This is a genomic window from Thiocapsa sp. (genome assembly GCF_018399035.1).
Classification (GTDB): domain Bacteria; phylum Pseudomonadota; class Gammaproteobacteria; order Chromatiales; family Chromatiaceae; genus Thiocapsa.
Genome location: NZ_CP073760.1, coordinates 3,275,811 through 3,299,297 on the forward strand (window position 1 = coordinate 3,275,811; position 23,487 = coordinate 3,299,297).

Genomic DNA, 23,487 nt, shown 5'->3' on the forward strand with positions numbered 1-23,487 from the left:
AGCCTGCATACACAAGGTCGGTAGGCGAGGGTACAGGGTCGGGGAACCGGGAATCATAATATCGCGTTGCATCCTGAAGAGACAGACGATGAATACAGCCGGAATCGATGTGGCCCACAAGACCCTGGCGCTGGCCGTCAGCACCGAGGAGAAGCTCGGCAAGGTCCGCGAGTTTGCCAACACACCAAGCGGTCATGCCGCGCTGATTAAGGCCTTGCAAGGTGCGCGGGTGGAGCGGGTGTGCCTGGAGGCGACCGGCAGCTATCACCTGACCTGGCGCTGGCCATCGACGCGGCCGGGTTGGCGCTCATGGTGCTCAACCCCAAGGCCGCCAAGCGCTTTGCCGAGGCCTTGCAGACGCGCAACAAGAGCGATGCGGTCGATGCCGGGGTGCTGGCGCAGTTTGCCCGGCGCATGCCGTTCGAGCCATGGCGGCGCCCGGCGACCGAGGCACTGGAGCTGCGCGCCTGCGCCCGGCGCCTGGAGGCGTTGGTGGTCGATCGCACGCGGGCGAAGAATCAACTCCACGCGCTGCTGCAAAGCACGACCACGCCGGCCGTGGTGCTGGAGGACGTGCGCCTGAGCATCCACCAGTACACCGCCCGGATTGATGCCCTGCGTGACTGGGCCGATGCGCGCATCAGCGCCGACGAGGAGCTTGCGCAGGTCTACCGGCTGCTCACCGGCATCCCCGGCATCGCCGCCGCCAGCGCCATCCAGCTCATGGGTGAGCTGCTGGTGCTGCCCGAGGACATGCGTGCCAAGCAATGGGTCGCCCTGGCCGGACTGGATCCGCGCCAGAGCACCTCGGGCACCAGCGTGAACAAACCCCCGCGCCTGAGTAAGGCCGGCAACGCCCACCTGCGCAAGGCGCTGTTCATGCCCGCGCTGAGCGCCGCGCGCCATGAACCGCACGTCAACAGCTACTACACGCATCTCATCGAAGCGCGCGGCCTGAAGAAGATTCAGGCCATCTGCGCGGTCATGCGCAAATTGCTGCATGCCATCCATGCCATGCTCAAGCACCGCCAAGCGTTCGACGGCAGCCGCTTCTGCTTGCTTCGCGAGGCCGCGGCATGAGCACCTCGGCGATGTCCGCCACGGCACCCTCCTCGGTTGGCCCGACAGCACGCGCGTGGCCGTCCAAGAGCCGCCGCCAAGACGAGCGCGTTCAACCACCACGGCGCAGGGCATTCATTGATCAACAACCAGCAGCAGTCGCGTCGCAGACGCTCGCAGCCAGCAGCGGCTTCAGTGCGGCGCAGTGTGGGCAACGGGTGAATGAGTGTGGTCAAGGTGGGGGCAACCCGCCGGGAGCGGGTTGTCCCCGGCTTGTCCACACGCCCGCTTGCGGCATTCACGCGTTGTCCACACGGAGTCCGCCCGCGCCCCACCCGCAGCCAAGCCCCATCCGTCATCGAAATGATCCCAATGGGGTTGGCAGCCGCTCAACGACCGTACCGTCGAGAAAACGATGCCGATAGAAAAAAATGATGGATAGGAGGCAAATCGGACTTGCGTCAGAACAGAGTATCTACATGTTGGTCGATGCTTTCCCGGAAATCACCTTAGTGTTGAAATCGAGGCACCGGGCGATCGGCCCGGCCCCGCACGTTTACCGGGAGATGCCGATGCCGAAAAACGACCTTTACGACGCCGATATTGTCGCCTGGTCCGAACAACAGGCGCACTGGCTGCGGGCAGGCGCATTGGACAGGCTCGATCTCGAGCATCTTGCAGAGGAGATCGAAGACGTGGGCAAAAGCGAACAGCGCGAGCTAGCCAGTCGCCTGTCGCTCCTGCTTGCGCACCTGCTGAAGTGGCAATTCCAGCCGGAGCGTCGCGGCAGCAGCTCTGGACGGAACCACAGCATGCCGCGGGGGGTGGCTCACAACGTGAGCCTGAGGACCCGCATGCTCGACCGCTCGTCGGGCGGGCGCCGTCGGCATCGTTCCGAACGACGGTTCGGTGTTTTTCAGGTAGACCAAGGACGGGTGATAGACTGGCCGCGAGCGCAGAGCGCAGCGAGCCCGAAGAACCCATGCATGACATCCACAACACCATCCGACCGGCGGCTTCCGCGCGACTGGCGGTCCTCTTGCGCCACGCGACGGCCGAGACACATCAGGCGGTCGAGCGCTTGCCCCTGATGGCCAGGCTCACGTCCCCGAGCGTTACCCGCGAGGACTATCTCGACTATCTGTATGCCTTGGCCGATGTTTACGATGCCTTGGAAGGCAGCCTGCTCGACGCCTTGGACGAGGAGATCCGCAACGACCTCGGGGTTCGACCCAAGCTGCCGGCGATCCTCGAGGATCTTGCCGAGCAAGGTCGGCAGCATGTGCCGCGCGCATCGCCGCCGATCGCCCCGACCGGCTCGGGCGCGGCGCTCGGCGGTCTCTATGTCCTGGAGGGTGCGACGCTCGGCGGTCGGGTGATCGCGAAACATCTGCGCCGCTGTCTCGGTCCGGTACTGGGCTCGGCCGGTTTCCTCGACTTCCACGGCGAGCACTCCTCTGCGGCCTGGAAACGCTTCGCGAGCATCCTCGACAGCCTGCCCGCGCACGGTCGGATGGATCCGGGCGAGGTGGTCTCGGGGGCCTGTACGACCTTCGCGGTCGTTCATCGGATGCTGGAAGGCCCCGGCGCAGGAAGCACAAGCGTGCGAGGCGATCCGGAGCACGCCGAACCGCATGGTCCGGAAAGGGGTCACCCGACGAACTCGGTCCCAGCCATCCGCGAGGATTGATGACGGACGAAGAACAAGCGCCGAAGACAACCGGGGTGCAAGCCGGAGTCGAGCATGGATGCCGGGCGACGCCACGCGAGCCGACGCCGCAACCCCGCGTCTTCCGCATCGAGCCCATCGGCCATAACCGCCACCCGCTGTACCGCGCCGGTCGATTCCTGCTCAAGGGGCTCGGCAATCTGGTGCTGCTCTCGATCGTGCTGGTCTTGACGCTGCGCTGGCTCGACCCGCCGGCCTCCGCCTTCATGCTGCGGCACGCCTACAATCTCTGGCGGCTCGATCGGCCGCCACCCTATTATCATCAGACCTGGGTGCCCTGGGATCGGATCTCGCTGCCGACGCGGCTTGCGGCCATCGCCGGCGAAGACCAGCGTTTTCCGAGCCACCGGGGGTTCGACCTGATCGAGATCCGCCTGGCCTGGGCCGACTACAAAAACGGCGGACGCCTGCGCGGCGCCAGCACCATCACCCAGCAGGCGGCCAAGAACCTCTTTCTCTGGCCGAGCTCGGATCTGCCGCGCAAGCTGTTGGAGGCTTGGTTCGCGCTGCTGATGGAGATCCTATGGCCGAAGGAGCGCATCCTCGAGGTTTATCTGAACATCGTGCAGTTCAGCCCCAACACCTACGGAATCGGCGCAGCCAGCCTGCGCTATTTCGATCGGCCGGCGAGCGAGCTCACGATGCGCGAGGCGTCGCTCCTGATCGGCGTGCTGCCTGCGCCGGGACATTATCGTTTGGATAATCCATCGGAACGTTTGGAACGACGCGCGGCCTGGATCAGCGATCAGGCGAGCCGACTCGGCGGAGCCCGGTACCTGGACCGGCTTTAGGCGATTTCCGCAAACTTCCATACCCGTAGGTTGTGCTGACGACAGGAAGCACAACTTGCGCCTGCGGTTGGTTGTGCCTCGCACGGCTCGGCACAAACTACGCCCTCCCGATCCACCGTCACGAAGTTGACCGCCATGCTGCATTCTCTCGTCGACGCAAACCCGGCCCTATTGTACGCGAAGGCTGGGCCGACAAGTCGGACAGACTCCTAGAGTGCACGGCGGCGCGTCACGGCATCCGCAAGCTCATGCAGCATCGGAACCGTATCGTCCCAGCCGATACAGGCGTCGGTGACGCTTTGACCGAAGACCATCCCGTCGCTCGCCGCCAGGTCCTGCCGACCGCCGACCAGGTGACTCTCGATCATGACGCCCATGATGCCGCGATCCCCGCGCGCGATCTGACCGGCGACGTCCTGGCAGACCCGGATCTGTTTCTCCGGCCGCTTGCGGCTGTTGGCGTGGCTGAAGTCGATCATGATTTTGGGCGTCAGACCGGACTCGATGATCTGCTCCGCGGCGATGCTGACGCTTTCGGTATCGTAGTTCGGCCGTTGGCCGCCGCGCAGGATGATGTGGGTGTCGACGTTGCCGGTGGTGCTGAAGATCGCGGACTGACCCTCTTTGGTGACCGACATGAAGACATGCGGACGCGCCGCGGCATGGATGGCGTCGATGGCGACCTTCACGTCCCCGTTGGTCGCGTTCTTGAAGCCGACGGGACAGGACAGGCCGGAGGCCAGCTCGCGATGGCCCTGGCTCTCGGTCGTGCGCGCACCGATCGCCCCCCAACTGACCAGGTCGGCGATGTATTGCGGGCTGATGAGATCGAGGAACTCGGTCCCGGCCGGGATCTGCATGCCGTTGAGATCCAACAAGAGCTTGCGGGCGATGCCGAGACCCTGATTGATCTCGAAGCTGCCGTCCAGATTCGGATCGTTGATCAGACCCTTCCAGCCCACCGTGGTCCGTGGCTTCTCGAAATAGACACGCATGACCACGAGCAGACGGTCGCTGAGCGCGTCGCGAAGGACCTTGAGACGCTCGGCGTACTCGAGCGCGGCACGCGGATCGTGAACCGAGCAAGGACCCGCGACGACCAGCAAGCGATCGTCCCGAGCATGGAGGATCTGCTGAATGGCGTGTCGCGTGGAATAGACGGTCTCCGCAGCCGCCTCCGAGATCGGGAATTCCTGGTGCAGCGCGTTCGGGGAGCGCACTTCTTTGATTTCGCGGATGCGCAGATCGTCGGTCTTTTGCATGGTCTGGGATTACAACGGCGTCGAAAGCCGCTGAGTATAGCCCAATCGATCCGGTCTCCTCGCCTCGATGCTCGTGCACGGCCCGCGCAACGCGCCGACATCGGGTGTGATCAGGAACCACGAGACCGGCGCCGCGCGCTCGTGAACGCCCATCGGCTCATTCACCCCAGTATGCATCGTCCAGAAGTTGCATCACGGTGAACGGACAGGTATCCGGCAGATCGACGAGATCCAAACCCATCTCGAGCGCCGCATGTTGGCGAGCGTTCGGATATCGCTCGGCAACCATCTCGGAGAGCTTCGGCCGAAGACTGGGGCTCTCGCGAAGGCGTCGGCCGATCGCGTCCCGCGAGTTGGCAATGGAGAGTTGCCAGCTGGAACCGCGTCGCTCCGGTTGGCGCTGCCACTTGAGCAGGTGCACGATCAGAACCTTGAGATAACTCTCGATCGCCCGACGCTCGCTCCTGCCCATGTCCTCGAGCTCCTCGGCGATTTGCGCAAGGTCGACTTCGCTCAGGCAGCCTTCGCGCAGAAGTGCCGCGCTTTCCGTCAACCAGGCGTGGTAGTCGCGATCGTAGCTTGCGTGCTCGGCGGTCTGTTTCGGCATCGAGTCTGCCTCGGAATCTAGGTCGGCAACGCCTCGAGCCTACACTGACCTCATGGTGTTTCAAACCCTGGATCGATCATATCCGGATATCACCTAAAAACAGCTTTCGCGCGTTGACCCACTCGATGCTCGGACCGAAACGCCCGTGGCGGACCCGCACCAGCCCGGCGTAGTCGATCCGGATGCGATACCAGCGGCGCGCATCGGCACCGAGCAGGTGGCCGACCAGCGCGCGCATCACCCCGGCATGGCAGACGATCAGCAACCGGCGGCCCGGATAGGCGGCGAGATGACGGGCGTACGCATCCGAAACGCGCGCGAGCAGGCGCTCCAACGGCTCGGCGCCGGCCGGGCGCGCTCCGACGGGGTCGCGATAGAAGGCGGCGAAGCGCTCGGGCTCCTCCTCGGCAACCGCGCTGCGGGCGCGCCCTTCCCAGGTGCCCATGCCGACCTCGATCAGGCTCGGGTCGACGACCAGCGGAAGTGCGTTTCGCCCGGCGAGATCCGCGGCAAAGACGCGGCAGCGCGACATCGGCGAGCTAATGATCTGATCCCAGGGCGCCGCCTCGCCGAGCGCATCGGTCATCTGCGACCAGCCCGCCGGGCTGAGCGGGTCGTCGGTCCCGTTGCCGCGATAGCGCGCACCGCCGACGGGCTCGCCGTGACGGATCAAATCGACCAGGATTTCGGACATGGCAGACTCGCTTGGTGGACCGCGTCGGTCGTACCGGGCACGGAAGGTTCGACCGACAGCCGGCGGACGTCGCGCGTCCCCTGCTGGACACCAAAGGGATCCGCGGCTTCGGCTCGGGCAGGCGTAGCAGTCGGAGAGGCAAGGCGCTAGAGTGTAGCGGATATCAACCAGGACAGACCTTATGAAGAACAAGATCTACGAGGGCATCGACAAGCAGGGGGGCGGCGCCATGACCCCGACCGCCAACATCATCCGCGACGCCTGGGTGTTCGGCATCATCCCGGAGGATCAAACCTGCGAGGGCTGGACCCTTCAAGGCATCGAGGACCTTTACGACAAGGTCACGCAGGCCTGGCACCCCTTCGGCCATCTCGTCTCCAGACTCCCGCCCGAGCTGCGCGAACGGCATGAGCGGATCTATACGGATGCGATCCAAAAGGCACGTGCAGCCGGCTGGGACCCCGAGCTCGGCGACAACGACTGAGCAAGCGCCGCTCCGAGAGCGGCCGAACGACATCCGGATCCGCGGGGCATCCCGACATGGCCGATTACCGGATCCGGATCGCCTGGCGACCGGCGGTCGGACGGCAGTCCATTTCGGACCCCGTCGGTTGCGAGATCGTCTATTATTTTAAGGATCTACGGGAGACGCAGACGCGGCTGCTCGGCGCGATCCAGCCGGTCATCAAGCAGATGCTCGAACGCGAGCGATGCACGGCCGGACCGACACCGGCCCCGCGGGTATTGCCCCTGAGGCGCCCGGCTTAAACCGCGCCCAGCGCTGCATGCGATGTTTTTGGATGAGATCAGCCTCGGCAGACTTGACGAACGTTGGAGTCGGCGCGGTTTAAGATTTTAATAAACATATCATTTTGAACCGCGCACCCGCTAAGGGTTGTGGATGCAACAAACGTCGAGCTCACTCGAATATGAGCATGTCGCTCTGGACGCGGTTTAGAGCCGGCGCACGGGCTCCGATCGAACAGCACGAGAACAGCAAGACGTTCCTTGGTCCGGACGACACAGCGGACCCTGCGCCCGACCCATCCCGGAGGGCGCAACCTTTCGGCGCCCATCTACCGCGGCGCCGGATGCACGACGGAGGACCCGATGACAAGGCTTTTGACTTGGCACGACGAATGGTCTCTCAACATCGATGTCGTAGATGCGGAGCATCGAGGGCTGATCGAGCAGCTCGCGGACATCTGTCACCGTTTCGGTCCCGAGGCATCCCCGCGACGCTCCGGCGACGCCTTCGCCCTCATCGATGCCCTGACCGATCTCGGCGAAGCCGTGCGGGAGCATTTCAAACGGGAAGAGGAGCTGATGCAGACCGTCGGCTTCGATGACCTCGCCGAGCACTGCACCGAGCATGCGCTCTTGATGGCCGAATACACCGATCAGCTACGCCGCTGGCGTGCGGAGGGCATCCATGTCTTCGACGAGGATGCGCAGGAAAACGCACGCGATTGGATCCTCGACCACATCCTGGGCGCGGATCGCGACTTCGCGAAGGCCTTCCACGCGATCGAAGATCAGCTGTCTTCCCCAAGGCGCCCCCACACCGTGGCGGCGTGGTCGCGCCTCAACGCGGCCCGAAAAGGTCTTTGAGCAACTGCACCGTGGTCTGACGCCCAAGCTCGCCGATCGCCGTCGTCAGCGGGATCTCCTTGGGGCAGACCCGGACGCAGTTCTGCGCATTGCCGCAATCGCTCAAGCCGCCGTCAGCCATGATGGCGTGCAGACGCTCCGTCTTGTCGTAGCGCCCGGTCGGATGGGCGTTCATCAGGCGGGCTTGGGCCAGCGGCGCCGGGCCGAGAAAGGCCGAGTGCGGCCCGAACTGCGGACAAGCGGCCATGCAGCACCCGCACGACATGCAGCGGCTGTAGAGATAATCCGCCGCCCAGGCATCCGGCCCGATGCGCGGGGCGCCTTCATGCGTGTCCCAGACGCCGTCGATCCTGATCCATGCCTTGACCTGCTTGAGACCCTGATCGATCCGTCGGCGATCGACCAACAGATCGCGCACGACCGGAAACTTCGGCAAGGGCTCCAGGCGGATCGGTTGATCGAGCTCGGCGACAAGCGCCGAGCAGGAGGGCCGCGGAACACCGTTGATCAGCATGGCGCAGGAGCCGCAGACCTCCTCCATGCAGTTGTGCTCCCAGACGATCGGATCGACCCGCTCACCCGAGACCGTGACCGGGTTCTCTCGCAGCGCCATCAGGAGCGAAACAATGTTGTGGTCCGGATGGCCGGGAATCGTAAACTCCTGCCAATAGGGTGCGCTGTCGGGACGGTCCTGACGGCGGATGCGCAGATGGATCGGCTGCTCGGTCATCGATAATCCCTCGGCTCGGTCGGCGCGTAGACGCTCAGGTCTACCTCCTGGTAGCTGAGTTTGGGTCCGTCCCGGGTGTGCTCGGCGATGGTGGTCTTGAGCCACTGCGCGTTGTTCGCATGCCAGCGGTCGCGATACGCCTCGAACTCGGGGTCGCCCGCGAAGGTGCCCTCGGGGATCGGGATGTGAAACGCGGGTTTGTAATGGGCACCGCGGCACTCGTCACGGGCCAGTGCGCCTTGGGCCACGACTGCAGCCAGCTCGATCATATCGCCGAGTTGGCGCGCAAAGGCCAGACTCTGATTCGCCCAGGTGCTGGACTCGCCGAGGCGCGCGTTGCCCAGACGCTCCTGCAGCACCTGAATCTCGCCGAGGGCGGATGTCAGCTCGGGGTTCGAGCGCACCACGCCGACCTTGGTCGTCATCAGCGCGCCCAGCTCCTTCTGGATCAGATAAGGCGTGTCCGCGCCCTCGGCCCGCATCAGCTCGGCGTTGATCCCCTGCTGGCACGCGACCTCGGCCTGCGGGATCGCCGGGGCCAGCCCGCCGCGATCAACGGCCAGACCCTTGAGATAGCTCACCACCGATTCCCCGGCGACGCGTCCCGAGTAGCTCGCCGAGAGGAGCGAGTTGGCACCCAGTCGGTTGGCCCCGTGATAGGCGTAATCGCACTCGCCGCAGGCGTAGAGGCCGGGGATGTTGGTCGCATGATTGCGCGGGCTGTCGGGTTGGATCCCGCCGTCGGCGGAACGCTCGAAATCGACCCAGAGACCGCCCATGCCGTAGTGCGCCGCCGGAAAGATCTCCATCGGCTCGGTCATGGGATCGACACCGGCGAACTTGCGATAGATCTCCAGGATGGCGCCCAAGCGCGCGCCGATGAAGGCCGCATCCAGGTGCGTGAGATCGAGATAGACCCGGTCGCCGCCGTCACCGCCGATGCCGAGACCCATCTGTCGGGTGACGGTCCAGATGGCACGCGCCGCCTCGTCGCGGGCGACCGTGTTGCCGTAGGCCGGGAAGAATTCCTCGAGGAAATAGAAGCGCTCGGCCTCCGGGATGGTCTTGGGCGGACGCCGGTCGCCGGGCGTCTTCGGCACCCAGATGCGCCCGCCCTCCCCGCGCGCCGCCTCGCTCATCAGCCGGTTCTTGTCGTGCCCCATCATGGCCGTGGGATGGAACTGGAAGAACTCCGCGTTGGCCATCCAGGCGCCCTGCCGGTAGCAGCGGCTCGCCGCGGCGCCGGTCGAGTTGGTCGAGGTCGTACTCTTGGGCGCATAGAGCTGGCCCATGCCGCCGCTCGCCACGACGACCGCGTCGGCCGTGAAGGCGCGCACCTCCAGGCTGTTCAGATCCATCGCCACGATGCCGCGACAGACGCCGTCGGCATCCAGCAGCAGGGACAGAAACTCCCACCACTCATGCTTGACGACCTTGCCCTCGGACTCCAGCCGGCGCACCTGCTGGTCCACGCCGTAGAGGAGCTGTTGCCCGGTGCTGGCACCGGCGAAGCAGGTCCGCTTGTTCTTCACGCCGCCGAAGAGACGCTGATCGAGCAACCCCTCGGGCGTGCGCGAGAAGGTCACGCCCATCCGCTCGAAGGTGTGAATCAGGCCCGGTGCATCCTCGCACATGGCCTTCACCGGGGGTTGATTCGCCAGATACTCGCCACCCTTGATGGTGTCGATGATGTGCTGACGTATCGAGTCGTGCTGCCCCTTGGTGTCGAGCACGGCATTGATGCCGCCCTGAGCACAGACCGAGTGACTGCGCTTGACCTCGAACAGCGAGAAGAGCGTGATCGGAAAACCCGCGTCGGCGATCCGCAAGGTCGCCCAAAGCCCGCCCAGGCCGCCGCCGATGACGATGACGTTCGGCGTGCTCATGACAGGAACCCCATCAGGCCATGGATACCCATGGCCGCCAACAACAGACCGAGCAGAACACAGATCCAACCGAACAGACGTTGCGCGCGAACCGAGGTCGTGAGCCCCCAGACGATCGCCATCGAGGCGAGCCCGTTGGCCAGATGAAACACCGAGAGCAGCAGACCGACCAGATAGAGTCCGAGCATCCAGGGCTGGCTCAGCAGCGCCTGCATGTGGGCGAAGAGATCATCGCTCACGCTCGGGTCCCAGAACCCGGCGATGCGCGTCATCCCGACATGCATCAGCAGAAAGAGCAAGATGCCGATGCCGGAGATTCGCTGCATCCAGTAGAGCCGGTTGCGCGCGTAGCTATAGCGCGCGAGCTCCGCACGCATCTGGGCCGTGATCGCCAGCCCGTAGCCGGCATGGAAGAGCAGCGGCAGCGCGATCACGAAGATCTCCATCAAGGGCAGATAATTCATGCCCTTGAGCGCCGCAACGACATGCTCGTTGTAGTGCTCCGCGCCAAAGCGCGACTGGGAGTTCTCCCAGAGATGAAAGATCAGGAAGGCGCCGACCGGGAGCAGACCAAGCAGGGAGTGCAGACGACGCAGGACGAAATGCGGATTGTCGATGGATGCGGACATGGGCGATCGGACAGCGGGGAATCAGGGGACAGCTTACCCGGATCGGACCGCCGGGGATCTGATCGGGCTCAGTCGAGGGTGATGTTGGTCCGTAGGACAGCCTGATGCGGCCGACCGCTAGGTGTGAGATGTCGGCTTCCGGCCACCGTCCATGATCGACGCGACCGATCGCCTTCTACCACCGCTGGAGGCTGGGAGCCGGAGGCTGGCGGCTGGCGGCTCCCCGGGCAGCTCGCCTTCAACCATGATCGGCTTGATCGCATGCAGGATGTTGGCGAAGAGATGGCTGTGCTCGGCCTCTTCGCGGGCCAGCAGGGCCTTCATGTGCTCGCGACGGGTGGGCATGGAGAAACAGGCGGGACAGGAGTCCGGGACAATCGGGAGGCCGGCGCGCTCGGCATAGTCGGCGGTCTGGCGCTCGCGGCAGTAGACCAGCGGGCGGATGATGCGCACGTCGCCCTCGTTGTTCCGGTAATGGGCCTTCATGGTGCGCAGTTGGCCGCCGTGGAAGAGCGACATCAGGAGACTCTCGGCCAGATCGTCGAGATGCTGGGCCAGAGCGAGCACGCCGTAGCCCTGCTCGCGGCAGATGCGATACATGATGCCGCGCTTCATCCGCGAGCAATAGGCGCAGAAGGAGTCGCCGTCCATGTGCTCCTTGGCCTGATCCATCAGGGGCTGCTGCTCGTAAAACCAGGTCACGCCCAGGCGTGCGTAGTAGTCCTTGAGGTGCTCCGGATCGAATCCCGGCACCTGCGGATCCACAGTGAGCACCGCCAGATCGAAGCGCACCGGGGCGTAGGTCTGCAAGTGCTTGAGGATCTGCAGAAGGGAGAGCGAATCCTTCCCGCCCGAGACGCCGAGCAGGATACGGTCGCCCTCGCCGATCATGCGGAAGTCCGCGATGGCGCGGCCGACGAGACGCAGCAGGGACTTCGGGGGTTTGGGCTGATTGCGGTCGGAGGGGCTCATAGGCGGGTCGTCTTTGCGGGCCGTGAACCTTGGCGGTGCAAAGCCGGGACCTTGGAACGGCGGGTTGCGAGGAAGGCGAACCGATGGACCTCGACCTGCCACTCGGTCTCGCCGGCAATCAAAAGCAGACAAGAAGGTCCGCCGTAGGTTCGAGTCCGACCGGCGGCGCCCGGATTCAACACCCAGGGCGCCGTTTCCATGTCCAACACCAGCCGATGGCTGTGCCCGTAAACGATCGCCCGTGCGGTCGGGAAGCGGGCGCGCAGCCGCGCATGGCGGTCGCGCGCCGGACCCTGATGACCGTGGATCACGACCAGGCAACCGCCCGGCAGCGCGAGCTCGATCCATTCCGGGAGCTGGCGCAAGAGGTCATGATCGCGCTCCGGCCATTGGCGCGAGACATCGTTGTTGCCGAAGACGGCGAAGACGCGTCCCAGGCCGGGCTGCATCCGGGCGAGGATATCGGCGTTGCCGATGTCTCCGCCGTGGATCGCCAGATCGCAGGTCGTGACCAACTGCTCGATGCGCGCATCCAGATCGCCGTGCGTATCGGACAGGATCGCGAGCCGCAGGCTGCGGCCGGGTATCCGAGCGATCGCCCCCGCAGCGCCGGAGCCCATCGCCCTAATCCATCGTCAGCGCGAGCTTGCCGGTCACATGCCCCGTCTCGATGCGCTTGTGCGCCTCCTGAGCCTGCGCGAGCGGGAAGGTCTCCGAGACATGGATGCGCAGGTCGCCCTGGTCGATCAGCTTGGCGCAGCGGCGCAGGATCTCGCCCTGATGGGTGCGTGCCCGCGGCAGATCGCGGAGCATCGGGGTGAGCATCAGCTCCAGACTGATCCGCAGATTGCGCACGCGGGCCTCCTTCAGATCCAGATCCGGCCCCGGATCCAGAATAGTCACCAGATCCCCGTAGTGCGCCATCGCCGGGATGGTCTTGCGGAAGACCTCGGGGCCGACGGTATCCAGCGCGATGTCCACGCCCTGCCCTTCGCTCCAATCCATCACCGACTCGACGAGATCCTCGTCCTTGTAGTTGATGCAGTATTCGGCGCCGAGCGCATGGACGAAGTCGGCCTTCTCCGGGCTGCTCACGGTCGTGCAAACGCGCGCACCCGCCGCCTTGGCGAGCTGGATGGCGACATGCCCGACCCCGCCCGCACCGGCGTGGATCAGGACGCGCTGGCCTTCCACGAGACGCGCCCGGTCGTGCAGCGCCTCCCAAGCGGTCAGCAGCACCAGCGGCGCCGCGGCGGCCTCCACGAAGCCGATCGCGCGCGGCTTGGCCTGCGCCAGATGATTGTCGAGCAGGATATACTCGGCATAGTTGCCGACCGGACCGCCGATCCCGCCCCAGCAGAACCAGACCTCGTCGCCCGGTTTGAAGCGTGTCACCGCCGCGCCGGCGGCCTCGACCACGCCGGCCCCGTCGCAGCCCAAGACGGCCGGCAATCCATTCGGTAATAGAGGTCCGTTGTTGCGGATCTTGCTATCCACCGGATTGACGCCGGCGGCCTTGAGCCTGACCAGGATATCGTCCGGCCCGCCGATCTCGGGACGCGGCCGATCGACCCGTTGCAAAACGGCCGGCCCGCCGGTCTCGCGCATCTCGATTGCCTTCATGGACGTTTCACCTCGTGTCGTAAGTCTTCCGAATCCACTACCGACGGCAGCACTCGGGGGCATGCTAGCCCCATCGACAGGTTCGACACAATCCAGAGGACCCGGCCGAGAGCCCGGCCCGCAACCGAGTCCTGCCCCGATCGCCAGCCACTGCACCGGAGTACCCCGCATGTCCAGCACGGCCAAGACCAAGCACCCGAAACCGCCCTTGATCGTGCGCAATGCCCGCGTCAAAGACATCCCTCATATCCGTAGTTTGGTCTCGCGCGTCTATCGGGCAAGCGGCATGGGAACCTATTCGCGGGCGATGCTTCTCGGCCAGATCCACAACTTCCCCGAGGGGCAGTTCGTCGCCGAATACGAGGGCACGATCGTCGGCTACTGCGCCACCTTCCTGATCAACGGCGATGTCGCTCTCCAACCGCACACCTGGAACGAGATCACCGGGGGCGGCTACGCCTCGCGACACGATCCGAACGGCGACTATCTCTACGGCATGGAGGTCTGCGTCGATCCGGATTATCGTGGGTTGCGTCTCGGCCAGCGGCTCTACGACGAACGCAAAAAGCTGGCCCGCTCCTGGGACGTCAAGGGCATCGTCTTCGGCGGGCGCATCCCCTCGCTCGGCAAGCGCCTGCGCCGGTACGGAACCCCGGACGCCTATCTCGAGGAGGTCAAAGCGAACCGATTGCGCGATCCGGTGCTGACCTTCCAGATGCGCAACGGCTTCGAGGTCTTGGGACTGCTGCCGCGCTATCTGCCCGAGGACAAGGAATCCGAGGGTTATGCGGTTCATCTGGTCTGGCGCAATCCCAATGCTCCGGACGAGAAGGAAGAGCAGCGCGCCAAGAGCTACGGCGGACGGCTGCCCGACACCGTGCGGGTCGCAACCGTGCAGTACATGCAGCGACGGGTCGGCTCGTTCGAGGAGTTCACCGATCTGGTGCGCTACTTCGTCGACGTCACCGCCGACTATCGGGCCGACTTCGTGGTCTTCCCCGAGCTCTTCACCCTGCAGCTGCTCTCGATGGAGGATCAGGAGCTCTCGCCCGCCGAATCGATCGAGGCCCTGACCAAGTACACCGAGCCGCTCAAGGAGGCGCTGCGCGACATGGCGGTGCGCTACAACATCAACATCATCGGCGGCTCGCACCCCACGCGGATGCCCAACGGTCGCGTCGAAAACGTCTGCTATGTCTGTCTGCGCAGCGGCGAGGTGCACGAACAACCCAAGATCCACCCGACCCCGAACGAGGTCTACTGGTGGAACATCGAGGGCGGCCACTCGCTGAACGCGATCGACACCGACTGCGGCCCAATCGGTGTGTTGATCTGCTACGACGCGGAGTTTCCCGAGCTCGGCCGTCATCTGGTCGATCAGGGCGCCAACATCGTCTTCGTGCCCTTTTGTACCGACGAGCGCCAGTCCTATCTGCGCGTGCGCTACTGCGCCCAGGCCCGCGCGATCGAGAACCAGTGCTACGTCGCCATGTCCGGCAACGTCGGCAACCTGCCGAAGGTCCACAACATGGACATCCAGTACGCCCAGAGCTGCATCCTCACGCCGTGCGACTTCCCCTTCGCGCGCGACGGCATCGCGGCCGACACCACGCCGAATGTCGAGACCGTCGCCTTCGCCGATTTGCGCCTCGAGGCCCTGCGTGCCGCGCGTAACTCGGGGACAGTCCAAAACCTGAAGGACCGCCGGCATGATCTCTATACGACCGTGTGGCGGGAGCGTTGAGGGGCCGGCGGCCGATGTCCTGCATGCCGACCAGCCCTTGGTCTGTCCCGGGGCGGTCGCCGGTGCGCACGGAAGAGACCGATCAGGCGCAGCGCGTCTCTTCACGACGAGCGGCTCTTTGTCGCGGTTCGACTCAACGAGCGTCGCACACGTGATGCGTCTTTCCGCACCCTCGATCCATCAAAGGTCGCAGACGATTCGGTCCTGAGGCATCATCCGCGGATTATGGACTTCACGACCCTCGACACCCTGCGCACCCACCACCCCGCGTGGCGGCTGCTGCGCTCGGATCATGCGCCGCTGGTGGCGAGCTTTCTGAACCGCGTCTTCGTGCAGCCGAATGTCCGGGTGATGGCGGCGGCGGATCTGGCCGAGGCGCTGGAAGACGAGTTGTATGCACTGCGCGAGCGTCTCGGCGAGGGCAGCTTCCCCAAATCGGCGTTGGACTATCTCAACGACTGGGCCGGCCCGGATAAAGGTTGGCTGCGCAAGTTCTACGCCCGTGACTCGGACGAGCCGCAATTCGATCTGACCCCGTCGTCCGAGAAGGCGATCGCCTGGCTCGACACCCTTTCGGAGCGCAGCTTCGTGGGGACGGAGTCGCGGCTCTTGACCCTGTTCGAGCTGCTCAAGCAGATGAGCGAGGGCAGCGAGGCCGATCCCGAGAAGCGCATCGCGGAGCTCACGAAGCGGCGCGACGAGATCGATGCCGAGATCGCACGGGTGCTGGGGGGCGACGTACCGCTGCTGGACGACACGGCGCTGAAGGATCGCTTCCAGCAGTTCATGCAGTTGGCGCGGGAGCTGTTGACCGATTTCCGCGAGGTCGAGCACAACTTCCGTCTGCTCGATCGGCGGGTGCGCGAGCGGATCGCGCTCTGGGAGGGCGCGAAGGGCGCGCTCTTGGAAGAGATCATGGGCGAGCGCGACGCCATCGCCGACTCCGACCAAGGGCGCAGCTTCCGGGCCTTTTGGGATTTCCTCATGTCCAGCCGCCGGCAGGAGGAGCTGACCGAGCTGTTGGACCGGGTGCTCGCCCTGCCCCCGGTCGCGGACCTGAAGCCGGATGCACGCACCCGCCGGGTGCATTACGACTGGCTCGAGGCCGGCGAGCACACCCAACGCACGGTCGCGCAGCTCTCGCAGCAGCTGCGGCGCTTTCTGGACGATCAGGCATGGCTGGAGAACCGGCGCATCATGGACATCCTGCACGGGATCGAGGCCAAGGCGCTGGCCCTGCGCGAGCATCAGCCGAGCGGCGAGGTGATGCGCATTGCCGAATCCGCCGCCGCAGTCGAGCTGCCGATGGAGCGCCCGCTCTACACCCCGCCGCTGAAACCGGTGATCGCGGATCTGGAGCTGCAGGCCGGCGACGCCGATCTGGACGCCGATGCGCTCTATGCGCAGGTCGTAGTCGACCGCGCGCAACTTGCCCGCCACATCCGCCACGCCTTGCAGGACCGCTCCCAGGTCACGCTGCGCGAGCTGACCGAGCTGCAGCCCTTGACGCAGGGCCTCGCGGAGCTGGTGGCCTATCTTCAGTTGGGCAGCGACGCCTTCAAGACGACCCTGGACGAGAATGCCCCGGAGGTGATTGTCTGGGAGACGCGCGCGAGCGACGGCATGGCGGTTCGAAAGGCGGCCCGACTGCCCCGCGTCATCTTTGTCAGAGAGAGGTGAGGATGGACGACGATCAGGGACAGGCGGGGCACGCCCCGGCGCTCGCGGCCGGGGCGGAGCTGTCCGCGCTGGTGATCGGCCTGCTCAAAGGGGTCATCTATCGCGAGGGCGACGAGCGACTCTGGGGCACGCTGCTCGACCTGCAGGCGCGGGTGCGGGACTATGTGTCGGTGCTCGGACTGGAGCTGGTGCTCGACGAGGCGGAAGGCTATGCCTTTCTCAAGAGCCGCGCCGAGACCGCCGAGGACGAGGCCGCGCCCAAGTTGCCGCGTCTGGTCGCGCGTCGGCCGCTGTCGTTCCCGGTCAGCCTCTTGCTGGCCTTGCTGCGCAAGAAGCTCGCCGAGCTCGATGCCGGCGGGGCCGAGACGCGCCTCGTGCTCTCGCGCGACGAGATCGTCGAGCTGGTGCGGGTCTTCCTGCCCCAGAGCAGCAACGAGGCGAGACTCATCGACCAGATCGAGACCCACATCAACAAGGTCGTCGAGCTGGGCTTTCTGCGCCGTCTGAAGACCGCAGGCGGCACCGCCCGCGGCCCGGACAGCTACGAGGTGCGGCGGATCCTGAAGGCGTTCGTCGATGCCCAATGGTTGGCGGACTTCGACGCACGGCTGGCGGTCTATCGGGCGCAGGTCGGCCCCGACGACGGCAGCTGAGCCCCAACGGACGAGAAACGCAAGGGGTTGAAACCCTTCGGCAATCGCGTGACGATGCGGCGATCATTCAACGCGTAGGGTGCGAGGAAAGCCATGACACCTCTATACGAGCAGGATTTTTCCGAATGGGCCGAGCGCCAGGCGAGCCTCCTGCGGCAAGGGCGGTTCGACGACTTGGATGTGGCGCATCTGATCGAGGAGTTGGACAGCATGGTGGCAAGCGAGCGGCGCGAATTGATCAACCGTCTGGCGATCCTGCTGGCGCACCTGCTGAAGTGGCGGTATCAGCCGGAGCGACGCGGCAACAGTTGGCGCTTGACCATCAAGATCCAACGACTCGATGTTGCTGCTTTGCTCCGCGACAACCCGAGCCTGCGCGCCCGCCTCGATGGGTTCCTCCACGACGCCTACCCCAAGGCCACACTGCAGGCCGCACGGGAGATCGGCGTCGAGGAGACGCTGTTTCCCGCCGTATGCCCTTTCACCGTCGAACAGATACTGGATGATCACTGGCCCGATGCAGCCGTTTGAATCGCTCGACCTGGACTTCGTCGCCGACGACCGCCTGTCCGGCTTTCGTCTGTCGCGCCTGGAGGTCTTCAACTGGGGCACCTTCGACGGTCGCGTCTGGACCCTTTTGCTCGACGGCAAGAACGGGCTGCTGACCGGCGATATCGGCTCGGGCAAGTCGACCCTGGTGGATGCCGTGACGACCCTTTTGGTCCCGGCCCAGCGCATCGCCTACAACAAGGCTGCGGGTGCGGACAGCAAGGAGCGCACGCTGCGGTCCTACGTGCTGGGGCATTACAAATCGGAGCGCAACGAGGTGACCGGGGCGGCCAAGCCCGTGAGTCTGCGCGATCACAACAACTACTCCGTCATCCTCGGCGTCTTTCACAATGCCGGCTACGACCAGACCGTGACGCTTGCGCAGGTCTTCTGGATGAAGGAGGCGCAGGGTCAGCCGGCGCGGTTCTTCGTCTGCGCCGAGCGCGATCTCGCGATCGCGGCCGACTTCTCCCGATTCGGGACGGACATCGCCCAACTGCGCAAGAAGCTGCGCGGGCTCGGCGCCGAGATCGAGGACGGCTTCCCCAAATACGGCGCATGGTTCCGGCGCCGGCTGGGTATCGACAGCGAGCAGGCGCTCGAGCTTTTTCATCAGACGGTCTCGATGAAGTCCGTCGGCAACCTCACCGATTTCGTGCGCGGACACATGCTGGAGCCCTTCGCGGTGGAGCCCCGCATCAAGGCGCTGATCGCACACTTCGACGACCTCAACCGCGCGCACGAGGCGGTCCTCAAGGCCAAGCGCCAGGTCGAGATGCTCACGCCCTTGGTGGCGGACTGCGAACGTCACGCCAAACTGACGCGGGAGGTCGAGGATCTCAGAGGCTGCCGCGACGGGTTGCGTGTCTACTTCGCGGGTTTGAAGCTGGCGCTGCTCGGGAAACGTCTGGCGCACCTTCAGGAAGACCGGGAGCGCGTCGATGCCCTGGTCAAGCGCCTGGAGGGCCGTCGCGAAGAGCAAGGCAACCAGGTCTACGAGCTCAAGCGCGCGGTGGCCGAGAACGGCGGGGACAGGCTCGAACGCCTGGCCGCCGAGATCAAGAAGCTGGAGGCGCTGCGCGACGCTCGGCAGGCCAAGGCGCGACGCTATGCCGAGCTGACGGCCGATCTCGACGAGAGCCCGGCCGCGGACGAGACGGCCTTTCTCGCGCAACGGCGTCGGCTCGGGGAGATCCGCGAGGGTTTGCAGGCTCGGGATGTCGATCTGCAGAACGAGGTGACCGAACATAGCGTGACCCTGCGCCAAGGCCAGCTCGAACACGACGCCCTCCAGGCCGAGATCGAGAGCCTGAAGCGTCGTCGCAGCAATATCGACGACCAGCAGATCCGGATCCGTGCCGCGCTCTGCGAGGCGCTGGGTCTATCCGAGGAGTCGATGCCCTTCGCGGGCGAGCTGCTGCAGGTGCGTGACGAGGAGCGCGACTGGGAAGGTGCGGCCGAACGACTGATGCGCGGCTTCGGCCTGTCCCTGTTGGTGCCGGACACGGCCTACAAGGCGGTCGCCGAGTGGGTCGACAGCAGCCATCTGCGCGGTCGGCTGGTCTATTTCCATGTGCGCGCCCGGGCGCGCACCCAGTTGCATACAGGGGGCCGGGGCGACCTGCCCGAGCTGCACCGCGACTCGTTGGTCCGCAAGATCGCCGTCAAACCGGACTCGCCCTTCTACGACTGGCTCGAGCGCGAGCTGGCGCATCGCTTCGACGTGGCCTGTTGCATCACGCAGGAGCAGTTCAGGCGCGAGACCCGCGCCGTCACGCACGCCGGCCAGATCAAGGATCCGACCGGACGCCACGAGAAGGACGACCGTCACCGCATCGACGACCGCAGTCGCTATGTCCTGGGCTGGACCAACGCGGCCAAGATCGAGACGCTGGAGGCCAAGCGTCGCCGGCTCGAGGCGCATCTCGCCGAGATCGGCGCACTGACCGGTAAGCTCTTATCCGAGCGAAGGGCGCTCGGTACCCGCCTGAACGCACTGACGCGACTGGAAGAGTTTGTCGACTTCAACGAGCTGGACTGGGCCTCGGTCGCGACCGAGGTCGCCGCACTGATCGACGAGCGGCAACGCTTGGAATCGGCATCCGATCTGCTCAAGCAGCTCAATCAGCGCCTGGGCGAGGCGGTCCAAGCGCTTGCGGTTATCGAGGGCGAGCTGGAAGACGCCAAAGCGAAACGCGCCAAGATCGAGCAAAAGCAGGAGGATGCCGAGGCGCTCCGAGTGCAGACCCGAGCGATCTTCGCGCCGAGCGGGGACGAGGAGCGACCCGCGCCGCCGGCCGAGCTGACCGAGCGGCTGGAGGCCATGCGCACCGAGGCGCTCGGCGAGCATCAATTGACCGTCGAGTCCTGCGACAATCGCGAGCAGGACATGCGCGCCTGGCTCCAGACCCGGATCAACAACGAAAGCGGCAAGATCAATACCCTGCTCAACCGGATCATCACCGCGATGGTGGCCTACAAGAACGCCTTCGAGCTCGAAACCCGGGAGCTCGACGCCAACGTCGAGGCGGCCTTCGAGTATCGACAACAGCTCGATCAGCTGGGACGCGACGACCTGCCCCGCTTCGAGACGCGCTTCAAGGAGCTGTTGAACGTCAACACCATCAACGAGATCGCGAACTTCAATGCCCAGCTCGCCCGCGAGCGCGAGACCATCAAGGAGCGCATCGGGCGCATCAACGAGTCGCTCACCCAGATCGATTACAACCCGGGACGCTATATCGCGCTCGAATCCCAGATCAGCCCGGACGCCGAGATCCGGGACTTCCAGTCCGAGCTGCGCGCCTGCACCGAGGGCGCCCTGACCGGCTCCGAGGATGCGCAGTATTCCGAGGCCAAGTTCCTGCAGGTGAAGACCATCATCGAGCGCTTCCGGGGACGCGAGGGCCAGACCGATTCGGACAGACGTTGGACCGCCAAGGTCACCGACGTGCGCAACTGGTTCCTGTTCGCCGCGAGCGAGCGCTGGCGCGAGGACGGCACCGAGCATGAGCACTACTCGGACTCGGGCGGTAAGTCCGGCGGTCAGAAGGAGAAGCTCGCCTACACCATTCTCGCCGCCAGCCTCGCCTATCAATTCGGGCTGGAATGGGGCGCGGTACGCTCGCGATCCTTCCGCTTCGTCGTGATCGACGAGGCCTTCGGGCGCGGCTCGGACGAGTCGGCTCAGTACGGTCTACGGCTTTTTCAACAGCTCAACCTGCAACTGCTGATCGTCACGCCGCTGCAGAAGATCCACATCATCGAGCCCTTCGTCTCCGCCGTGGGCTTCGTGCACAACGAAGGCGGTCGCGAGTCCAAGCTGCGTCATCTGACGATCGAGGAGTATCGCGAGGAGTCGAGAATGCGCAAGGCCGAGCCGAGTGCAAGCGTGGCGACATGAGCTGGACGACGGCGGCGGATCTCAAGGCGCAACTGAACCGACTCTGGGAGCACGGCGAGTTGCTGCGCCCGTTGGTCACGGACGACGTGGCCGGCGCGAGCGGATTCCCGCTGCGTCTGCGGCTGAAGGGACCCGGCTCCGCGGACCTGGCCGATCGGTTCGAGGCGGTGCGGGCCTGGATCGCCGAGCTGACGGCCATCCCGCGTCTGCGGATCGCCTGGCGCGCGGTCAATCATCGTGTGCTTGGCCCTCAGCATCTGCCCGAGGCCATCTGGGTCGACACGCTCGACGACGCGCTCGCCCTGATCGGCCGACGGGGCGAGGCAGCCCGGTTCGCCCGTTGCACGGAGATGACCCGATCGAAACAACCGGCCCTGCTCGACTGGCTCGGCAAGCGTCCCTTGCAGGCGATCGCGCTGGCCGAGGACTGGGAGCGCCTGCTGGCCGTGGTGGACTGGCTCAGCCGCCACCCGCGCCCCGGGATCTACATCCGGCAGATCGACATCTCCGGCATCCACAGCAAGTTCACCGAGGCGCATCGCGGGGTTCTCTCGGAGCTGTTGGATCTTGTCCTGCCGGCGGAGGCGATCGCTGCCGATCGCGTCGGCGTCGGTCGATTCGCCGCGCGCTACGGGTTTCTCGACAAGCCCAACCGGGTCCGGTTTCGCCTGCTCGACGACGCCGTTCGCTTGTTGCCCGGTCCCGCGCACGCCGACGTTACATTGGACGCAGAGAGCTTCGCCCGGCTCGCGATCCCGATTCGACGCGTCTTCGTCACGGAGAACGAGACCAACTTTCTCGCCTTCCCGAATACGGCCGCCTCGCTGGTCGTCTTCGGCGCAGGCTATGGCTGGGATGCATTGGCCCGGGCCGAGTGGCTCGGGACCTGCACCCTGCACTACTGGGGCGACATCGACACCCACGGCTTCGCCATCCTCGACCAGCTCCGCAGCCGATTCGGCCGGGTCTCCTCCTTCCTGATGGATCGCGCCACCCTGATGGCGCACGAAACCCTCTGGGGCGAGGAGCCCGATCAAGTCGTGCACGATCTTCCGCGGCTCACGGAATCGGAACGGGCCTTGTTCGACGACCTGCGGGACAACCGCATCCGCAAGGGCTTGCGGCTGGAGCAGGAACGGGTCGGGTTCCGATGGGTGGAGACGGCGCTCGCAGGGGTCGTGCTGGACAATACCTGCCGGACAGCGGAGCAGAGCCCGCTCGATCAGCGGCTCTCGAGGGTCTCCGGCAGTCAGTACCACGCCCTGATCGATCTGTTTGACGGCCCGATGCAGGACAACGAACGCTAGCGCCGAGGGCTGTAGCTCACTCATGCAGAGCGCACTCGCGCTTGAGTCCGAAGAAGCGGGTCTGCTCGGCCGACATGCCGGGGCGCAGCGGATCGGTCGAGTGCCAATCCCCGACCGAGACATAGCCGCGCTCCCACAAGGGGTGGTAGGGCAGGTCGTGGCCCTTCAGGTAACGGTAGACGTCGCGGTCGGTCCAGTCGGCGATCGGATGGACCTTGTAGCGTCCGTCATTGATCTGGAGCACGGTCGTATCCTGGATGCACAACACCCGCGGGTGCGCGCGCAGGCGCAGGGGCGTCGGGGCTTGCGAAGATATGGGTAATCGCATGGTTGCAGGTGTGTGAGAGTCGTCATCGAGTCCTATTCGAGGCTGATGGCAAAAACGATCGCGGATGAGTGTTCCGGGCATGTTTAACCGAAGTGGCAGGATGCTCGGGGGCCGATATCAGGCGCCGAGTCTATCAGGTCCGGTTCGGCCCGCGCCGGCGGGCATTCCCGCGAAAGCTCAACCGTTGTCGACTTTGGCGATCGGTTGCTCCTCGCCCGCACGGCCTAAGA

General features: G+C 65.4%; 21 protein-coding genes and 2 pseudogenes. 13 read left to right on the forward strand and 10 right to left on the reverse strand.

What is annotated here, in order from left to right:
* Positions 1-240 precede the first annotated feature (240 nt).
* The 4 genes and pseudogenes from KFB96_RS14860 to mtgA all read left to right on the forward strand — a co-directional run bounded on the left by KFB96_RS14860 (position 241) and on the right by mtgA (position 3,579).
* Positions 241-1,080, forward strand: a complete 840-nt coding sequence (locus KFB96_RS14860) for an IS110 family transposase (RefSeq protein WP_213501429.1) — start codon at positions 241-243, stop codon at positions 1,078-1,080.
* Between the two features lie 551 nt (positions 1,081-1,631).
* A pseudogene (locus KFB96_RS14865) lies at positions 1,632-1,853 on the forward strand (DUF29 family protein); the annotation flags it as partial.
* A 188-nt stretch (positions 1,854-2,041) separates the two neighbouring features.
* Entirely contained in the window at positions 2,042-2,749 is a 708-nt protein-coding gene (locus KFB96_RS14870) for a biliverdin-producing heme oxygenase (RefSeq protein WP_213457709.1), read from the forward strand.
* Positions 2,749-3,579 (forward strand): monofunctional biosynthetic peptidoglycan transglycosylase, encoded by an 831-nt coding sequence (gene mtgA / locus KFB96_RS14875; RefSeq protein WP_213457708.1) that lies wholly within the window; start codon positions 2,749-2,751, stop codon positions 3,577-3,579. Before KFB96_RS14870 ends, mtgA begins: the two co-directional genes overlap by 1 nt.
* A gap of 209 nt (positions 3,580-3,788) precedes the next feature.
* On the opposite strand, the gene KFB96_RS14880 is transcribed toward mtgA, so the two are convergent.
* The 3 genes from KFB96_RS14880 to KFB96_RS14890 form a co-directional block, all read right to left on the reverse strand.
* Positions 3,789-4,841, reverse strand: coding sequence for a 3-deoxy-7-phosphoheptulonate synthase (locus KFB96_RS14880; protein ID WP_213457707.1), 1,053 nt, complete (start codon positions 4,839-4,841; stop codon positions 3,789-3,791).
* Between the two features lie 157 nt (positions 4,842-4,998).
* Positions 4,999-5,448, reverse strand: a complete 450-nt coding sequence (locus KFB96_RS14885; RefSeq protein WP_213457706.1) for a DUF29 domain-containing protein — start codon at positions 5,446-5,448, stop codon at positions 4,999-5,001.
* A gap of 76 nt (positions 5,449-5,524) precedes the next feature.
* On the reverse strand, positions 5,525-6,142 hold the full coding sequence (locus tag KFB96_RS14890; protein WP_213457705.1) for a histidine phosphatase family protein: 618 nt from the start codon (positions 6,140-6,142) through the stop codon (positions 5,525-5,527).
* A 181-nt stretch (positions 6,143-6,323) separates the two neighbouring features.
* On the opposite strand from KFB96_RS14890, the gene KFB96_RS14895 reads away from it, so the two are divergent.
* The 3 genes from KFB96_RS14895 (at position 6,324) to KFB96_RS14905 (ending at position 7,753) form a co-directional block, all read left to right on the forward strand.
* Positions 6,324-6,626, forward strand: a complete 303-nt coding sequence (locus KFB96_RS14895; RefSeq protein WP_213457704.1) for a hypothetical protein — start codon at positions 6,324-6,326, stop codon at positions 6,624-6,626.
* 56 nt (positions 6,627-6,682) lie between these two features.
* On the forward strand, positions 6,683-6,910 hold the full coding sequence (locus tag KFB96_RS14900; RefSeq protein ID WP_213457703.1) for a hypothetical protein: 228 nt from the start codon (positions 6,683-6,685) through the stop codon (positions 6,908-6,910).
* A 342-nt stretch (positions 6,911-7,252) separates the two neighbouring features.
* Positions 7,253-7,753 carry a hemerythrin family protein gene (locus KFB96_RS14905; RefSeq protein ID WP_213457702.1) on the forward strand — a complete coding sequence of 167 codons (501 nt, stop codon included), beginning with the start codon at positions 7,253-7,255 and terminating at the stop codon, positions 7,751-7,753.
* Here the strand turns inward: KFB96_RS14905 and sdhB are convergent.
* The 6 genes from sdhB to KFB96_RS14935 form a co-directional block, all read right to left on the reverse strand.
* Complete coding sequence (sdhB, locus tag KFB96_RS14910) at positions 7,728-8,483, reverse strand: succinate dehydrogenase iron-sulfur subunit (RefSeq protein ID WP_213457701.1); 756 nt, start codon at positions 8,481-8,483, stop codon at positions 7,728-7,730. The two genes, KFB96_RS14905 and sdhB, sit on opposite strands and share 26 nt — an antisense overlap.
* Positions 8,480-10,369, reverse strand: coding sequence for a succinate dehydrogenase (quinone) flavoprotein subunit (gene sdhA / locus KFB96_RS14915; RefSeq protein ID WP_213457700.1), 1,890 nt, complete (start codon positions 10,367-10,369; stop codon positions 8,480-8,482). Before sdhA ends, sdhB begins: the two co-directional genes overlap by 4 nt.
* Positions 10,366-10,998, reverse strand: a complete 633-nt coding sequence (locus KFB96_RS14920) for a succinate dehydrogenase (protein ID WP_213457699.1) — start codon at positions 10,996-10,998, stop codon at positions 10,366-10,368. The genes sdhA and KFB96_RS14920 overlap by 4 nt, the downstream gene beginning before the upstream one ends.
* Before the next feature lie 117 nt (positions 10,999-11,115).
* Positions 11,116-11,970: an ATP-binding protein gene (locus KFB96_RS14925; RefSeq protein ID WP_213457698.1), complete on the reverse strand. Its 855-nt coding sequence runs from the start codon at positions 11,968-11,970 to the stop codon at positions 11,116-11,118.
* Positions 11,967-12,590 carry a metallophosphoesterase family protein gene (locus KFB96_RS14930; RefSeq protein ID WP_213457697.1) on the reverse strand — a complete coding sequence of 208 codons (624 nt, stop codon included), beginning with the start codon at positions 12,588-12,590 and terminating at the stop codon, positions 11,967-11,969. The genes KFB96_RS14925 and KFB96_RS14930 overlap by 4 nt, the downstream gene beginning before the upstream one ends.
* A 4-nt stretch (positions 12,591-12,594) precedes the next feature.
* Entirely contained in the window at positions 12,595-13,593 is a 999-nt protein-coding gene (locus KFB96_RS14935; protein ID WP_213457696.1) for a zinc-dependent alcohol dehydrogenase family protein, read from the reverse strand.
* A gap of 169 nt (positions 13,594-13,762) precedes the next feature.
* Here KFB96_RS14935 and KFB96_RS14940 point away from each other — a divergent pair, with 169 nt between their 5' ends.
* The 6 genes from KFB96_RS14940 to KFB96_RS14965 all read left to right on the forward strand — a co-directional run bounded on the left by KFB96_RS14940 (position 13,763) and on the right by KFB96_RS14965 (position 22,929).
* Positions 13,763-15,337: a bifunctional GNAT family N-acetyltransferase/carbon-nitrogen hydrolase family protein gene (locus KFB96_RS14940; RefSeq protein ID WP_213457695.1), complete on the forward strand. Its 1,575-nt coding sequence runs from the start codon at positions 13,763-13,765 to the stop codon at positions 15,335-15,337.
* A gap of 225 nt (positions 15,338-15,562) precedes the next feature.
* Positions 15,563-17,017 carry a DUF3375 domain-containing protein gene (locus tag KFB96_RS14945; protein ID WP_213457694.1) on the forward strand — a complete coding sequence of 485 codons (1,455 nt, stop codon included), beginning with the start codon at positions 15,563-15,565 and terminating at the stop codon, positions 17,015-17,017.
* Between the two features lie 2 nt (positions 17,018-17,019).
* On the forward strand, positions 17,020-17,670 hold the full coding sequence (locus KFB96_RS14950; protein WP_213457693.1) for a DUF4194 domain-containing protein: 651 nt from the start codon (positions 17,020-17,022) through the stop codon (positions 17,668-17,670).
* Positions 17,671-17,763: 93 nt separating this feature from the next.
* Positions 17,764-18,201 (forward strand): DUF29 domain-containing protein, encoded by a 438-nt coding sequence (locus KFB96_RS14955; protein WP_213457692.1) that lies wholly within the window; start codon positions 17,764-17,766, stop codon positions 18,199-18,201.
* Positions 18,188-21,622, forward strand: a complete 3,435-nt coding sequence (locus KFB96_RS14960; protein ID WP_213457691.1) for an ATP-binding protein — start codon at positions 18,188-18,190, stop codon at positions 21,620-21,622. Before KFB96_RS14955 ends, KFB96_RS14960 begins: the two co-directional genes overlap by 14 nt.
* On the forward strand, positions 21,619-22,929 hold the full coding sequence (locus KFB96_RS14965) for a DUF3322 domain-containing protein (RefSeq protein WP_213457690.1): 1,311 nt from the start codon (positions 21,619-21,621) through the stop codon (positions 22,927-22,929). Before KFB96_RS14960 ends, KFB96_RS14965 begins: the two co-directional genes overlap by 4 nt.
* A gap of 16 nt (positions 22,930-22,945) precedes the next feature.
* On the opposite strand, the pseudogene KFB96_RS14970 reads toward KFB96_RS14965, so the two are convergent.
* Positions 22,946-23,173, reverse strand: a pseudogene (locus tag KFB96_RS14970) (phosphoadenosine phosphosulfate reductase family protein); the annotation flags it as partial.
* Between the last annotated feature and the right edge of the window lie 314 nt (positions 23,174-23,487).